This window comes from Dorea formicigenerans (assembly GCF_025150245.1).
GTDB lineage: Bacteria > Bacillota > Clostridia > Lachnospirales > Lachnospiraceae > Dorea > Dorea formicigenerans.
The window spans coordinates 1,886,872-1,903,421 of record NZ_CP102279.1 but is presented as its reverse complement, the minus strand read 5'-3'; the positions used below and the strand labels follow the sequence as shown (position 1 = coordinate 1,903,421).

The 16,550-nt window shown below is 40.7% G+C and carries 14 protein-coding genes; 13 read left to right on the top strand and 1 reads right to left on the bottom strand.

Going from position 1 to position 16,550, the window contains the following annotated elements; all coding sequences use genetic code 11:
* Nucleotides 1-69: 69 nt before the first annotated feature.
* The 8 genes from pyrH (at nucleotide 70) to NQ560_RS09255 (ending at nucleotide 7,004) form a co-directional block, all read left to right on the top strand.
* Nucleotides 70-765 carry a UMP kinase gene (gene pyrH / locus NQ560_RS09290; protein ID WP_005331308.1) on the top strand — a complete coding sequence of 232 codons (696 nt, stop codon included), beginning with the start codon at nucleotides 70-72 and terminating at the stop codon, nucleotides 763-765.
* Between the two features lie 18 nt (nucleotides 766-783).
* The gene (frr, locus tag NQ560_RS09285; protein ID WP_005331304.1) at nucleotides 784-1,335 is read left to right on the top strand and encodes a ribosome recycling factor; all 552 of its coding nucleotides are present in this window, start codon (nucleotides 784-786) and stop codon (nucleotides 1,333-1,335) included.
* Nucleotides 1,336-1,525: 190 nt separating this feature from the next.
* A complete protein-coding gene (locus tag NQ560_RS09280; protein WP_330371150.1) occupies nucleotides 1,526-2,236 on the top strand; it encodes an isoprenyl transferase in 711 nt (236 codons plus the stop codon).
* Between the two features lies 1 nt (nucleotide 2,237).
* On the top strand, nucleotides 2,238-3,044 hold the full coding sequence (locus NQ560_RS09275) for a phosphatidate cytidylyltransferase (RefSeq protein WP_005331297.1): 807 nt from the start codon (nucleotides 2,238-2,240) through the stop codon (nucleotides 3,042-3,044).
* Nucleotides 3,045-3,078: 34 nt separating this feature from the next.
* Nucleotides 3,079-4,221 carry a 1-deoxy-D-xylulose-5-phosphate reductoisomerase gene (locus tag NQ560_RS09270; protein WP_005331296.1) on the top strand — a complete coding sequence of 381 codons (1,143 nt, stop codon included), beginning with the start codon at nucleotides 3,079-3,081 and terminating at the stop codon, nucleotides 4,219-4,221.
* 9 nt (nucleotides 4,222-4,230) lie between these two features.
* On the top strand, nucleotides 4,231-5,262 hold the full coding sequence (gene rseP, locus NQ560_RS09265) for an RIP metalloprotease RseP (protein WP_005331294.1): 1,032 nt from the start codon (nucleotides 4,231-4,233) through the stop codon (nucleotides 5,260-5,262).
* A gap of 91 nt (nucleotides 5,263-5,353) precedes the next feature.
* Nucleotides 5,354-5,815: a GNAT family N-acetyltransferase gene (locus NQ560_RS09260; protein ID WP_005331292.1), complete on the top strand. Its 462-nt coding sequence runs from the start codon at nucleotides 5,354-5,356 to the stop codon at nucleotides 5,813-5,815.
* 16 nt (nucleotides 5,816-5,831) lie between these two features.
* Nucleotides 5,832-7,004: a PP-loop family protein gene (locus tag NQ560_RS09255; protein WP_005331290.1), complete on the top strand. Its 1,173-nt coding sequence runs from the start codon at nucleotides 5,832-5,834 to the stop codon at nucleotides 7,002-7,004.
* A gap of 203 nt (nucleotides 7,005-7,207) precedes the next feature.
* On the opposite strand, the gene NQ560_RS09250 is transcribed toward NQ560_RS09255, so the two are convergent.
* Nucleotides 7,208-8,467: a peptidoglycan-binding domain-containing protein gene (locus NQ560_RS09250; protein ID WP_005331288.1), complete on the bottom strand. Its 1,260-nt coding sequence runs from the start codon at nucleotides 8,465-8,467 to the stop codon at nucleotides 7,208-7,210.
* Nucleotides 8,468-8,552: 85 nt separating this feature from the next.
* Here NQ560_RS09250 and NQ560_RS09245 point away from each other — a divergent pair, with 85 nt between their 5' ends.
* The 5 genes from NQ560_RS09245 to NQ560_RS09225 all read left to right on the top strand — a co-directional run bounded on the left by NQ560_RS09245 (nucleotide 8,553) and on the right by NQ560_RS09225 (nucleotide 16,548).
* Nucleotides 8,553-9,800, top strand: a complete 1,248-nt coding sequence (locus tag NQ560_RS09245) for a transglutaminase domain-containing protein (RefSeq protein WP_005331287.1) — start codon at nucleotides 8,553-8,555, stop codon at nucleotides 9,798-9,800.
* Nucleotides 9,801-10,095: 295 nt separating this feature from the next.
* Nucleotides 10,096-11,166 carry a carbamoyl phosphate synthase small subunit gene (locus NQ560_RS09240; RefSeq protein ID WP_040015309.1) on the top strand — a complete coding sequence of 357 codons (1,071 nt, stop codon included), beginning with the start codon at nucleotides 10,096-10,098 and terminating at the stop codon, nucleotides 11,164-11,166.
* 1 nt (nucleotide 11,167) lies between these two features.
* Complete coding sequence (carB, locus tag NQ560_RS09235) at nucleotides 11,168-14,401, top strand: carbamoyl-phosphate synthase large subunit (protein WP_005331285.1); 3,234 nt, start codon at nucleotides 11,168-11,170, stop codon at nucleotides 14,399-14,401.
* 458 nt (nucleotides 14,402-14,859) lie between these two features.
* Entirely contained in the window at nucleotides 14,860-15,735 is an 876-nt protein-coding gene (gene aroE / locus NQ560_RS09230) for a shikimate dehydrogenase (protein ID WP_005331277.1), read from the top strand.
* A gap of 141 nt (nucleotides 15,736-15,876) precedes the next feature.
* Nucleotides 15,877-16,548: a response regulator transcription factor gene (locus tag NQ560_RS09225; RefSeq protein ID WP_005331276.1), complete on the top strand. Its 672-nt coding sequence runs from the start codon at nucleotides 15,877-15,879 to the stop codon at nucleotides 16,546-16,548.
* The last annotated feature ends 2 nt before the right edge of the window (nucleotides 16,549-16,550 follow it).

Below are 16,550 nucleotides of genomic sequence, written 5' to 3'. Positions count from 1 at the left end.
GATCGAAACAGATCATACAGATATTAAAAAAATGAACTGTATGAAATGTAGCGCAAGGAGTAATGAACTATGAAAAGAGTATTGTTAAAGCTCAGCGGGGAAGCTCTCGCCGGGGAGAAAAAGACAGGATTTGACGAGGCAACATGTATTGGAGTCGCAAAGCAGGTAAAACAGCTTGTTGATGACGGTGTTCAGGTAGCAATTGTAACAGGTGGAGGTAATTTCTGGAGAGGAAGAACCAGCGAGACAATTGACCGTGTAAAGGCAGATCAGATTGGAATGCTTGCAACAGTTATGAACTGTATTTACGTATCTGATATTTTCCGTTTTGCAGGAATGGAGACAGAAGTATTTACCCCGTTCGTATGCGGTGCATTTACTACATTATTTTCAAAAGATAAAGCTGTGGAAGCATTGAATCAGGGAAAGGTTGTTTTCTTTGCAGGAGGAACCGGACACCCGTATTTTTCTACAGATACAGGTGCTGTACTTCGTGCTATTGAGATTGAAGCAGATGCAATGCTTTTGGCAAAGGCAATCGATGGAATCTATGACAGTGATCCAAAGGTAAATCCACAGGCAAAGAAATATAACGAAATTAGTATTCAGGAGATTATTGACAAAAAGCTGATGGCGGTAGATCTGACGGCTTCTATTATGTGCCTTGAGAATAAGATGCCGATGCTTGTATTCGGACTGAATGAGCCGAACAGCATTGTAGAGACAATGAGTGGAACATTTACAGGAACAAAAGTGACGGTATAATAAGGAGGATATAGCAATATGAATGAGAAATTAAAAGTATATGATACAAAGATGCAGAAGACAATGGATAGTCTGGACAGTGAGATGGGAACGATTCGTGCAGGACGTGCCAATCCGAATGTGCTGAACAGAATTATGGTAGATTATTATGGAACACCAACACCAATCCAACAGGTAGCGAACGTATCTGTTCCGGAACCGAGAATGATTCAGATTCAGCCATGGGAGAAGAGCATGCTCAAAGTTATCGAGAAAGCGATCATGGTTTCTGATCTGGGTATCAATCCGACAAATGATGGAACTGCTGTAAGACTGATCTTTCCGGAACTTACAGAAGAACGACGTAAAGAGCTTGTAAAAGATGTTAAGAAAAAAGGCGAGGCGGCGAAAGTTGCAATTCGTAACATCCGTCGTGATGGAAATGATGCATTTAAGAAGCTGAAAGGTTCTGATGTTTCTGAAGATGAGATCAAGAATCTGGAAGATGAACTTCAGAAGATGACGGATAAGTATGTTAAAGAGATTGACAGTGCTGTTGAAGTAAAATCAAAAGAAGTTATGACTGTATAGTCTGGAATGAAAAGAAGAGGGCAGCCCCGGCAGATATGCAGGAGGGGTCTGTCCTCATTTAATGTTGATAAGATTTAATGTTGATAAGAAAAAATTTTCACAGAAGAATGCCGAGACATTCTTGAATGTTGAAATATATTTGTGTCAGATTTGAAATGTGTGAGATAATTTTAGTCAGCAGGAGGATAATATTATGAATATACCACAGCATGTTGCGATTATTCTAGATGGTAACGGACGCTGGGCAAAGGCAAAAGGAATGTCGCGTAATTATGGGCATGCACAGGGAAGTAAGAATGTAGAGAAGATTTGTGAAGAAGCATGGTGCATGGGAATAAAATATCTGACCGTATATGCTTTTTCTACTGAGAACTGGAATCGTCCAAAAGAAGAAGTAAATGCTCTGATGAAGCTGCTTCGCAATTACATGAAAACCTGTCTTAAGACAGCAGCGAAAAATGATATGAAAGTCCGTGTAATCGGAGATATTACAAAATTGGATGAAGATATTCAGAAGAGAATTCTGGAGCTTGAAGAGGCAACGAAAAATAATGGCGGATTGAATTTTCAAATTGCAATCAATTATGGAAGCCGTGATGAAATCACAAGAGCGGTACGCACGTTGGCTGAAGATGTAAAAGAAGGAAAACTTATGCCGGAAGAAGTGAATGAGGCATGTATAGAAAGGTATCTGGATACACACGATATTCCAGATCCTGACCTTCTGATTCGCACAAGTGGAGAGCAGAGATTGTCCAATTATCTTTTGTGGCAGCTTGCTTATACAGAGTTTTATTTTACCGATGTTCCATGGCCGGATTTTTCCAAGCAGGAATTGGAGAAGGCAATTGAACAGTATAATCGCAGGGACAGACGCTATGGCGGCGTGAAGGAGGAATAAGATGTTTAAGACAAGGCTCATAAGTGGAATTATACTGGTGATTGTGCTGATTGCGACAGTCGGAACTGGAGGAAATGTTCTTTTTGGTCTGCTTGCGGTTGTCAGCCTGATTGGATTGACAGAATTATATAAAGTGATAGAAGTTCAGAATAAACTTTTAGGATTTGCAGGATATCTGGCAACAGTGGCCTATTATGTACTGCTCTATACTGGGAATCTTCAGTATATGACACTTTTTACGATTGTGTTTTTAGTATTAGTTATGGCGGTATATGTATTTACATTTCCAAATTACAGATCTGAACAGGTGATGACTGTATTTTTTGGAGTGTTTTATGTAGCAGTAATGTTGTCCTACATTTATCAGACACGCATGCTGGAAGATGGGGGCATAGTTGTATGGTTGATTTTCTTAAGTTCCTGGGGCTGTGATACTTGTGCATATTGTGCCGGTATGCTTCTTGGAAAGCACAAGATGGCACCAAAACTCAGCCCAAAGAAATCTGTAGAAGGTGGTATTGGTGGCGTACTGGGGGCTGCGCTTCTAGGAGTGTTATTTGCATTAGCTGTGAATCAGTGGGCAGGAGCACAGGCAGGAGTTCTGGAATACGCAATCATTTGCGGAGTCGGTGGAATGATTTCACAGGTTGGAGATCTGGCTGCTTCTGCAATCAAAAGAAATCATGAGATTAAGGATTACGGGAAATTGATCCCGGGACATGGTGGAATTCTGGACCGGTTCGACAGTGTAATATTTACAGCTCCGATTATTTATTATCTGACCATGGCGCTGGCGGGGAATTTGTAACGAGAAATCATATGATATATTAAAAGGTGGTAATATGAAGAAAATAGCAATTCTGGGTTCTACAGGTTCCATTGGAACACAGACACTGGAAGTCGTAAGAGAAAATGGAGATATCGAGGTACTTGGTCTGGCAGCAGGAAGCAATATTTCGCTTCTGGAAGAGCAGATAAGGGAATTTCAGCCAAAACTTGTAGCTGTCTGGGATGAGAAAAAAGCGGCAGAATTAAAAATAAAAGTACAGGATCTGGATGTAAAAATCGTAACTGGTATGGACGGACTGATTGAAGTATCAGTTATGGAAGAAGTGGAGATACTGTTGACAGCTGTTGTTGGTATGATTGGAATCCGCCCGACGGTTGAGGCAATTAAAGCAGGAAAAGATATCGCTCTCGCAAATAAAGAGACATTGGTAACTGCGGGACATATCATTATGCCCCTGGCAAAAGAAATGGGGGTTTCCATTCTTCCGGTGGATAGTGAGCACAGTGCCATTTTCCAGTCACTTCAAGGCAATAAGATGAATTCAATCCATAAGATTTTATTGACAGCTTCGGGTGGACCGTTCCGCGGGAAAAAACAGGAAGACCTTTTGAATATTCAGGTAGAAGATGCGTTAAAGCATCCGAATTGGGCAATGGGACGGAAAATTACGATTGATTCTTCAACTATGGTCAATAAAGGTCTGGAAGTCATTGAAGCAAAATGGCTTTTTGGAGTGGAGGTGGATAAAGTACAAGTCGTTGTACAACCGCAGAGTGTCATTCATTCTATGGTAGAATATGAAGATGGCGCAATTATTGCACAACTTGGTACACCAGATATGAAACTTCCAATTCAATATGCACTTTATTATCCTAAGCGCAGGTATTTGCCGGGAGACAGGCTGGATTTCTGGCGCATGGGAAAACTGGATTTTGAAAAGCCGGATATGGATACATTTTACGGACTGGCACTGGCTTATGAAGCGGGAAGAACAGGTGGATCGCTTCCAACTGTATTCAATGCGGCAAATGAAATGGCAGTCGGACAATTTTTGAACAGGGAGATTAAATATCTGGAGATTATAGAGATTATAGAGGATTGTATGAGAGCACATAAGAATATTGAGAACCCGACACTTGACCAGATTCTGGAGACAGAAGCTGAAACTTACGCACGAATCAAAAGCAGGAGGTAATCGTTAGATTTGGGTATTATATTTGCAATCTTAATTTTTAGTTTTATTGTGTTCTTTCATGAACTTGGACATTTTACACTTGCAAAGTTAAACGGCATTGATGTACAGGAATTTGCTATTGGCATGGGTCCGACATTATTTTCAAAAGAATACAAAGGGACAGTTTACGCTGTACATTTGTTGCCAATCGGTGGATTTTGTGCAATGGGCGAAGACGATGAAGAGACAGAGTCACCTGGAAACTTCAATAAAAAATCTGTATGGGCAAGAATTTCAGTCATTGCAGCGGGACCGATTTTTAACTTTATTATGGCATTTGTTCTCGCTGTAATTTTGACAGCAATGGTCGGATATGATAAACCAGTTATCTCGAGTGTAGAAGAAGGATATTCTGCGGCAGAGGCCGGCATACAAGAGGGAGACACCATTGTTCGGATGGGTGGAAAGAAGATTAATGTTTTCCGTGAGATCACTTATTATAACCAATTCCATCAAGGAGAGACAGTAAAAGTAACATATCTTCATGACGGAGAAAAACATACAGCGACATTAGTACCGAAGATGGATGACGAACTTGGATATTATCGTATCGGAATCAGTGGAGGTGGAAATACAAAAGCAAATGCATGGACATCTGTTCAATATGGTGCGTACGAAGTTAAATTCTGGGTATGTACTACATTTGAAAGTCTAAAACAACTGGTGACAGGAAACGTAGGCGTCAAACAATTATCCGGTCCAGTGGGAATCGTAAATATGGTAGATACAACTTATAATGAAAGCAAGTCATATGGTGTATTTATTGTAATAGCACAATTCCTTAATATTGGAATTCTGCTATCGGCAAACTTAGGGGTCATGAATTTATTACCCTTACCGGCATTGGACGGAGGACGACTTGTATTTTTACTCATAGAGGCAATCCGTAGAAAACGGATTCCACCGGAGAAAGAAGGTTACGTGCATCTGGCAGGCATGGCACTTCTAATGATTTTGATGGTAGTAGTGATGTATAACGATATTGCCAGAATTTTCTTTTAATTGTAGTTGGGGACGGGGTTTTTTTGAAAAACCCCCGTCCCCAACTGAAAAGTAACTTGTCCCAAATTGAAATTGTGTATGAGGTGTTGAATTGGAGTATACAAAAGCGACAATTGATGATATGGAAGAATTCTATGATCTTGTTCAAAATACGATTCAAGAAGTTTATCCAAAGTACTATCCGGAGGAAGTGGTAAGGTTCTTTAGCCAGCAGCATTGCTGGGAGAATTTGGAACGTGATCTTGAAGAGGAACGCATTTATATCCTTCAGGATGGGGAGTGTGTGATTGGTGCCGGCAGTTTTGAGGGCAACCATATTACTCGGGTCTTTGTGAGGAAAGATTATCAGAGACATGGCGTTGGCAGTCTGATCATGCAGCGGTTGGAAGATGTGATTGCCAGAGAATATGAGTCGGTACGTCTGGAGGCTACGTTGCCTGCAGTAATTATGTTTGAAAAGAGAGGGTACCGTACAATTCGCCATGAAAAGTGGACTGTGAGAAATGGGGCAGTGCTTGTGTATCCTGTGATGGAGAAAATATTGCGTAGATAAGAGGACATAAGGGAAAATGAAGACGATTACGATAGAAGATGTAGAGAAGAAAGATATAAATCAGGTCACAATTTTGGATATCCGTCCGGAGGATGCTTACTGTAGAGGAACCGTTGAAGGTGCAATCAATATTCCGATGCAGGAAGTGGACAATCGAAGAGATGAGATTCCGAGAGATAAACCAGTATATGTACTTTGCCACACCGGGGAGTGGAGTGCTTATACAGTAAATATGCTGGAAGAAGCAGGATATGAAGCGTACAATATTGAAGGTGGATATCGTTCTTTTCTACGTATGATGCTTGGACGTTTTGTGGAAAATGAGACAGTCATGGCTGAAAAACAGAAGGATATTGAAAAAAGTATTATTAAAAAGTTCCGTAAATCTGTCTGGTGCAAATTTACGAAGGCAATTCGGGAGTATGAACTTGTAAAAGACGGAGACAAGATTGCTGTCTGTATTTCTGGTGGAAAAGATTCTATGCTTATGGCGAAACTTTTTCAAGAGCTTAGAAAGCATGGAAAAGCAAATTTTGAGCTAGTCTTTCTTGTGATGAATCCAGGATATAATGCAGATAACTGGAAGATTATTCAGGATAATGCAAAGGTCCTTGGAATTCCGTTAACAGTATTTGAAAGCAATATTTTTGATACTGTAGCAGACATTGACAAAAATCCGTGTTATCTCTGTGCAAGAATGCGCAGAGGTTATCTTTATTCACATGCGAAGGAGCTTGGATGTAATAAGATTGCATTAGGACACCATTATGATGATGTGATTGAGACGATTCTGATGGGAATGCTATACAGTGGAAAGATTGAGACAATGATGCCTAAACTTCATAGTACGAACTTTGAAGGTATGGAGTTGATCCGACCAATGTATCTGATTAAAGAGGCGGATATTATTGGATGGCGAGATTATAATCAATTAAATTTTATCCAGTGTGCATGCAGGTTTACAGAAAATTGTGCAACCTGTGGCGGAGGACGTGGTTCCAAACGTGATGAAATGAAAGAACTAATCGCGCAGTTCAGAGAAGAAAGCAATCTGATTGAAAAGAATATTTTCCGAAGTGTTCATAATGTAAATTTAAGAACAATCATTGGATATCACAAAGATGATGATATTTACAATTTCCTTGATGACTACGATGAACGTGGAAAAAAGAAACATGAAAAAATGTAATTATTCTGTCAGTTTGAGGGTTTTATGTGATACAGGAAAACATACCTGTATCACACAAAAATTTAGATATTCAAGAATGCCTCGGCATTCTTGCTGCGAGGTGCGCGTCATGCAATTGCATGACATACTTCTACTGCGCACCTCCGCAATCCTAAGTTATTTCAATATATTTTATTCTTTGGTGATGTATTTAACCATCTAAGCTAATTTAATTCTGCAATTCTAGATACTCCAACATATATTTCTGAGATTTTATACCATGTTTTATAATCAACAATTCCAGTCACTGGAAGACCGAAGATTAACTGAAATTTTCGTACAGCAGCTTCAGTGGCAGGACCGAAGATTCCATCTGCATCAATCTTAGGAATTGCTGGATAGGCATCAGATATAACAAGGAGTTGCTCCTGCATCTGGCGTACCTTGTCACCGGTGGAACCGATACTTAAGTCGTAACCCGGCCAGGACGATGGAATACCGGAAATTGCACTGGCAGTGTTAATATACATGTCATCACCGTAGTAGTAACGTAGAATTTGGATGGGAGTATACCCTTGATCACCTAAGGTCTTTGAGCCCCACTGTGTCATCCAATTTGGACATTGAACCTGTCTTCCATCGCAATACTGTGTAAGTATCGGCTGTCTTACATTTGGTCTTGCAAGATAGTCGGCAAATAATTCATCTACGATGATTGAAATAGAATCGTAAATATTCCGTTCAGGAATCCATTTGTGGTCAAATGCAGTGGAAGATGTAATAGTAAAATCATAGCCCTGGTTCCGGTACCATTCTGTATAGACCCGATTTAATGTAAAGGACATAATTGCCAGTACATTTGCGCGAATCGTATTGGTGGGCCAGGTTGCATAGATTTCACTGGATGCCACATTTTTGATGTAATCTTTGTAACGGACATAATAATTTTTAGCGGTGGAGTCTCTCGGACTTCCATCATGAACAACGATGTATTCGGGAATAACGACCCGGCTTAAGACAATTTCACCGCTTTCGGTTAATGGTTTGATTTCTTCCTCCGGTATTTTCGCCGGGTAATTTCCATATAATGTATGTGCAGGTATCACATAAATAGAATTTTGATTTGTGTCAGGAATGAGCGGACGCATGGAAATATTCTGGATAGCTGTGACTGTGGATAGAATCTCAGCACCTGCAATCTGGATAGATTCATAGCCTGCTGCTTCCACAGAAATTGTATATTCAGAATAGGGCTGCAATTCGTTTGTTTCATCTAAGCTGTATTCAATTGGAGGTGCAGGAAGATTAATGGTGTCGGTCTGACCGGAAGAATCTGTAGTCAACTCTTCCAATGTCTCATCAGGGACTCCAGTGTATGAAATCGAAATACGTGCATTTTCAATAGGATGTGCATGAATCCTGGAAGTCAGATTTATTTTCAACTGCCCCCAATCCGGCGTGTCGGTTATATGAAAAATGCTCATAATAAAAAATACCTCATAGAAACTAGATTACTTTTATTGTATGATAGAGAAAGAAAATGTGTGAGATGTGAAGAAAGGATTATAGATGGAAAAAAAGAAGAAAAGAAGACGCCATAGAGGTTTGGGATTCCTGATTTTAGTAATGGGAGTTTTGATTGTCTGTGGAGTATATCAATACAGGGAATATGGCAATATAAAAGATGTCATGCTGAAATTAATTGGTCAGGATCCGGTGATATATCAGCATGTTTCAGAAGAAATCGTAGAAATGGACGGTAAATTTTATTATCAGCAACTAAGTGAAGAAGAGCAGACAGTGTATCAGGAGCTTTTGCAGGGGCTTTTGGAACATGTAGAGCAAATTCATGTGCACAGCCAGAAGCCGGAACGTGTTAATGAACTTCTTGTTTATGTGTTGAATGATTATCCAGAGATTTTCTGGAGCGATGGGACAGCTTCTTCCACAGCCTATTCTGGACTTCAGAATTATACGTCTGTGATGCCGGGATATTTGTATACGAAAGAAGAATGTGAGAAAAAGAAGACACAGATTGACATGGAGGTGTCGGAGTGTCTGTCCGGTATCAGTGAAAATGCTTCGGATTATGAGAAGATTCTTTATGATTATGAGTATATTGTGAATCAGGTGGATTATGATGATGCAGCAGAAGATAACCAAAATATTTGCAGTGTATTTATTGGAAAAAAGTCAGTGTGTGCCGGTTATTCTAAAGCAATGCAGTATCTCATGGAGAAGCAGGGGCTGTTCTGCACTTATGTTACTGGGGAGGTGACAGAATCTTTCAGTGATGGTGATGGTCATAAGATTCCTCATGCATGGAATTTGGTGAAATGTGACGGCGATTATTATTATGTGGATGTGACGTGGGGAGATCCAATTTTCCAGGAGTCGGAAGAGGAGGCTGAAAATGTAATGGATGACGAAATTCGTGACAATATCAGCTACGATTATATGCTTTGTGATGATGATGAGTTGTTTCGGACTCATACGCCGGATTTGGAAGTAGAACTTCCAGATTGTACGAAGATGGATTTGAATTATTATGTAGTTAATGGAATGTATTATACAGAATATGATGGTCAGACGGCGCTTAAAGTAATGAACCAGGTGATTTCGGCGAGAGAGACGAAAGTTGTACTGAAATATTCCGATGAATCAGTTTATAAAACTGCAAAAGAAGACATTTTAAATAACGAGGTGAAGCGTGCTGCACAGAATCTGGCGCAGTGGTATCATTTGACAGAAGTCTCCTACAGTTACATAGATGACAAAAAAATGAATAAAATTACAATTTTCTGGAAATATTCTTAAAAAAAGAATTGAAATATATCCCATCCTAAATGCTAAAATATCAACCGGATTTTAAACGAAAAAGTATGGATAAAACCAATATAACAGGCATATTGACGAAAAAAACAATTTTTTAACGTAAAATAAAAACCATTAAAATTAGAGACTATTTTAATGGTTTTTGTCGAAAGTAGATAAAAAACTGCTAAAAAATACTTTTTTTGGGTTGAAAAAGGATAATAAGTATAGTATACTTTTAACAATTTGGGAAGCTTTAGAGCAGACTAGAAGTAACAGAAAGGATAAGGGTGAATATATGAAAGCATTTCTAATTCTAGAAGACGGGACAGTCTTTGAGGGAAAAAGTATCGGGACGACGAGGGATATGATCAGTGAGATTGTTTTTAATACGTCAATGACCGGATATCTGGAGGTGCTGACAGACCCTTCATATGCCGGACAGGCCGTTGTGATGACTTATCCACTGATAGGAAACTATGGAATCACACCAGATATGGAGTCAAAGAAAGCATGGCCGGACGGATATATTGTAAGAGAATTATCCAGAATGCCAAGTAATTTCAGATGCAACGGTACAATTCAGGATTTCCTTGTTGCACAGGACATTCCAGGAATTGAAGGCGTGGATACAAGAGCATTGACGAAGATTCTCAGGGAAAAGGGAACCATGAATGGTATGATTACTACAAATGAGAATTATAATTTAGATGAAATCATTCCAAAACTTAAGGCGTACACCGTTGGAGATGTTGTATCAAAGGTGACCTGCGACGAGAAACATGTTCTTCCAGGAGAAAAATTTAAAGTGGCACTTATGGATTTTGGAGCAAAGAATAATATTTCAAAATCTTTAATTCAAAGAGGCTGTGAAGTGACTGTCTATCCGGCAGACACAAAAGCAGAAGAAATCATAAAATCTAATCCGGACGGAATCATGTTATCCAATGGTCCTGGAGATCCGGAAACTTGTGTTTCTATTATAGAAGAGATCCGAAAATTATCAGAGACAGACATTCCAATATTTGCAATTTGTCTGGGACATCAGTTGATGGCTCTTGCATATGGTGCAAAGACATATAAATTAAAATATGGTCACAGAGGTGGCAATCACCCTGTAAAAGATCTGTCTACGGGACGCGTTTACATTTCCTCGCAGAATCACGGATATGCGGTTGATTATAATACTATGGATAAGAATGTTGCAGAAGAAGCATTTATCAATGTCAATGATGGAACAAACGAAGGATTGAATTACATAGGCAAGAAGATATACACTGTACAGTTCCACCCGGAAGCATGCCCGGGACCACAGGATTCTACATTCCTGTTTGACAGATTTATTGAGATGATGAAGGGGGACAAATAAGATGCCAAGAAATAAAGAAATTAAGAAAGTACTTGTAATTGGATCTGGCCCTATTGTCATTGGTCAGGCAGCAGAGTTTGACTATGCGGGTACACAGGCATGTCGTTCTTTGAAAGAAGAAGGACTGGAAGTTGTGCTGTTGAATTCAAATCCTGCGACTATTATGACGGACAAGGATATTGCTGATAAAGTATACATAGAGCCATTGACGGTAGAAGTTGTTGAACAGCTTATTATGAAAGAGAAGCCAGACAGTGTCCTGCCGACTCTGGGAGGACAGGCAGCGCTGAATCTTGCTATGGAATTGGAAGAGCGGGGGTTTTTCAAAGAACATAATGTCCGCTTGATCGGAACAACAGCTCAGACAATTAAGAAGGCAGAGGATCGTCTGGAATTTAAATCAACAATGGAAAAAATTGGCGAACCATGTGCAGCATCACTTGTAGTTGAAAGCGTAGAGGACGGAATCGAATTTGCAGAAAAGATTGGATATCCGGTCGTTCTTCGTCCGGCATACACTCTTGGCGGAAGCGGTGGTGGAATTGCACATGACAGACGTCAGCTTGTAGAGATTCTTGAAAATGGACTTCGTCTTTCCCGTGTGGGTCAGGTACTTGTTGAACGTTGTATCGCAGGATGGAAAGAGATTGAATATGAGGTAATGCGTGATGCAGCAGGAAATTGTATCACGGTTTGTAATATGGAAAATATTGATCCGGTTGGTGTACATACCGGAGACAGTATTGTTGTAGCACCGTCTCAGACGCTGGGCGATAAAGAATATCAGATGCTCCGTACATCAGCCCTCAATATCATTAGTGAGCTTAATATTACAGGAGGCTGCAACGTACAGTATGCCCTGAATCCGGAATCATTTGAATATTGTGTTATTGAAGTAAATCCACGTGTCAGCCGTTCTTCTGCGCTTGCATCGAAAGCTACGGGTTATCCAATCGCAAAGGTAGCAGCAAAGATTGCGCTTGGATATACACTTGACGAGATTAAAAATGCAGTTACAAAGAAGACATATGCAAGTTTTGAACCGATGCTTGATTATTGTGTTGTTAAGATTCCGAGACTTCCATTTGATAAATTTATCAGTGCAAAACGTACACTGACTACACAGATGAAGGCGACCGGAGAGGTCATGAGTATTTGTGATAATTTTGAGGGAGCGCTTATGAAAGCAATCCGATCTTTGGAACAGCATGTGGACAGTCTTATGTCCTATGATTTCAGTCATCTTTCCAGAGAAGAACTGATGAACGCATTGGACGTAGTAGACGATCAGAGAATCTGGAAGATTGCAGAGGCAGTTAGAAGAGGAATTCCTTATACAGAAATACATAAGATTACAAAGATTGATATTTGGTTTATCGATAAGATTGCAAACCTGGTAGAGATGGAGCAGTCTCTGCGTGCATGCGCGCCAAGAGTAGCGTCTGGACGTGGCGGAATTGGAAAGGAATTATTAAAAGAAGCAAAACGCCTGGAGTTCCCGGACGAGGTTATCGCAAGACTGACAGGTCTTACAGAAAGACAGGTGCATGATCTTAGAATGGTATACGGTATTACCGCATCTTACAAAATGGTAGATACCTGTGCCGCTGAGTTCGCGGCAGAAACACCGTATTATTACTCTGTATTTGGAAGTGAAAATGAAGTAGAAGAGACTTCCGGTAAGAAAAAGGTTCTTGTCCTTGGTTCTGGTCCAATCCGTATCGGACAGGGAATCGAGTTCGATTTCTGTTCCGTACACTGTACATGGGCATTTGCAAAAGAGGGATACGAGACAATTATCATCAATAATAACCCGGAGACAGTCAGCACGGACTTCGATATTGCCGATAAGCTTTATTTTGAGCCGCTGACACCGGAAGATGTAGAGAGCATTGTAGACCTGGAGAGGCCGGACGGAGCAGTTGTTCAGTTCGGTGGTCAGACAGCAATTAAATTGACAGAAGCATTGATGAAAATGGGAGTGCCAATTCTTGGTACAAAAGCAGAAGATGTAGATGCAGCCGAAGATCGCGAATTATTTGATGAAATTCTGGAAAAATGCCAGATTCCAAGACCGACTGGTGGAACTGTATTTACAGCTGAGGAGGCAAAGACTGTTGCGAACAGACTCGGCTATCCGGTACTGGTAAGACCGTCCTATGTGCTTGGCGGACAAGGTATGCAGATTGCTATTAACGATAATGATATCGAGGAATTTATCGGAATCATCAATCAGATTGCGCAGGATCACCCGATTCTGGTAGACAAATATTTACAGGGAAAAGAGATTGAGGTCGATGCCGTATGTGACGGAGAAGATATCCTGATTCCAGGTATCATGGAGCATATTGAGCGTGCGGGTATCCATTCCGGAGATAGTATCTCTGTATATCCTGCAAAGAGTATTTCTGATAAGACAAAACGTACTATTGAAGAATATACAAGACGACTTGCAAAATCCCTGCATGTCATCGGACTGATTAATATTCAGTTCATTGTGTGTGGTGAAGAGGTTTATGTTATCGAGGTAAACCCAAGATCCAGCCGTACGGTACCATACATTAGTAAAGTAACTGGAATTCCAATTGTTCCACTGGCAACAAAAGTGATTATCGGTCACAAGATCAAAGAACTTGGATATACACCGGGACTTCAGCCGGAGGCAGATTACTATGCAGTTAAAATGCCGGTATTCTCTTTCGAGAAGATCCGTGATGCAGATATCAGCCTTGGACCAGAAATGAAGTCTACAGGAGAGTGCCTTGGAATTGCCAAGACATTTGACGAGGCGCTATATAAAGCATTCTTAGGTGCAGGAATCAAACTTCCGAAATTTAGCAATATGATTATGACTGTCCGTGATGAGGATAAGGATGAGGCTGTAGAAATCGGTAAACGTTTTGAAAAGATCGGATACAAGATTTTTGCGACAAAAGGAACAGCAGAAGCACTTACAGAAGCAGGTGTGAAAGCAATTGCAGTCAACAAGATTGAACAGAGCACACCGAACCTCATGGATCTGATCCTTGGACATAAGATAGATCTTGTTATTGATACTCCGCCACAGGGAGCAGAACACTCCAAAGACGGTTTCGTAATTCGAAGAAGTGCAATTGAGACGGGTGTCAATGTCCTGACAGCTATCGATACAGCAAAAGCACTGATCACCAGTCTGGAGAATACAGATATTCAGAAACTGACACTGGTGGACATTGCAAAGATTCAGGCAGTATAGGCATTCTTGAAAGTAGAAAATATCATGAGATGAGGGTGGTATTGAAAAAGGCAGCCATGGCGCACAAAATGTGTCGTGGCTGTCTTTTTATATCAGCTGGAAGATGACTCCCACCTATAGGTGGTGAGAAACAAGCTGGTATCAGTGGTGGGAGTCAATCCCCCAGCTGATATAGCCTCCGGTAGGGCGCACATTGTCCGGTGGACAATGGTTTTGCGCCGACCGAAACGGAGTGTAGACTTGCAGAGGTGCGCAGTAGAAGTATGTCATGCAATTGCATGACGCGCACCTCGCAGCAAGAATGCCGAGGCATTCTTGAAAGTGAAAACAATCTCTGAGAATGTAAGATAATTAAAGAGTGCGGTCAGTTTAGCGGTGTGTTATAATTGGAATCAGAAAATCAGTTGTTTTAGAACATAATTGATAATATTATATAATGACTGGAAGAGGTACATGACATGGAAAAAAGAATTAGCGGAACAACGACATTATTAGCACTGATTGGTTCTCCGGTGGGACATTCCGGTTCTCCGGCAATGCACAATTACAGCTTTGAAAAATTAGGACTTGACTATGCCTACATGGCATTTGAGATAAAAGAAGACCAGGTAGGAGAATTTCTGGATGCGGCGAGACTTCTTAAAATCCGCGGTTTTAATGTGACGATGCCATGTAAGATGGAAGTTGCAAGACAGGTCGATGAGTTGTCTCCGGCAGCGCAGATCATGGGCGCTTCCAATACGGTAGTGAATGAAAATGGAAAACTAATTGGGCACAATACAGACGGAGTCGGATTTGTGAAAAATCTTGCAGAACACGGCGTCTCTGTAAAAGATAAGACAATTACACTTATGGGCGGTGGTGGAGCCGGAACTGCAATTTTTGTACAGCTTGCACTGGACGGAGCTTCCGAGATTCATGTGTTTAACCGAAAGGGAGCAAACTTCGAAAAGCTTGAGAAGATTGCGAAGAAAATATTAGAATTTGCACCAGAGTGCAAGATACAGGTCTGTGATATGGCAGATAAAAAAGCATTGTATAAGAGTATTGGAGAGAGTGATATTCTTGTAAATGCAACAAATGTGGGCATGAAACCGAATGAGAAAGGGACGATGATCCAGGACACTTCTGTATATAGGGAAGATTTGGTCGTTGCGGAGATTATTTATAATCCGAAGGAGACACGTATGATGCGCGAGGCGAAAGAAGCCGGTGTGAAATGTGTGGTCGGTGGAAAAGGTATGCTCCTGTGGCAAGGGGCAGAGGCGTTTCATTTGTTTACAGGCCAGGAAATGCCGGTGGAAGACGTGAAAGCAAAATTCTTTGCGGAGTAGAGAATAAAAGAAAGATTTATATCAGCTGGGAGATTCGGACTTAACACGGAACCTTAAATTTTTGTAAGATTTGAGGAGAACTATACACAAATCGAAAAAAATCAGTTACACTATTGCCAAACGGGTGACTTAGGAGGATGTATGTATAGAATCTTAATTATAGAAGACGACCGGACGATTGCAAATGTGCTGGCGGAGCATTTAAGAACATGGGATTATGAGGTGCATTGTGTGACGAATTTTAAGAATGTGATGGAAGATTTCCGGGAGTATGAGCCGCAGCTTGTGCTCCTGGATATTGTATTGCCATTGTTTAATGGGTTCCATTGGTGCCAGGAGATCCGCAAGATTTCAAAAGTACCGATTATCTTCTTATCATCGGCAAATGATAATATGAATATTGTTATGGCCATGAATATGGGCGGAGATGAATTTGTGGAGAAACCATTTGACCTTAGCGTAGTGACGGCGAAGGTGCAGGCGGTGCTTCGGCGAGCTTATGCATTCCGTGGGACGATGGACGTACTTGAGCATGCAGGAGTGATGCTAAATGTTAATGATGCGACAGTGACCTGTGGGAGTCAGTCGGTGGAGCTTACGAAAAATGAATTCCGGATTCTGAAGCTTCTGATGGAGAATTCAGGACGGATTGTTTCAAGGGAAAATCTGATTACGAGGTTGTGGGAGAGTGATGAGTTCATTGACGATAATACATTGACAGTGAATGTGGCGAGGCTTAGAAAGAAATTGGAAGAAATCGGAGCAGAAAATTGGATTCAGACGAAGAAAGGAATTGGGTATATTGTGGAATGATA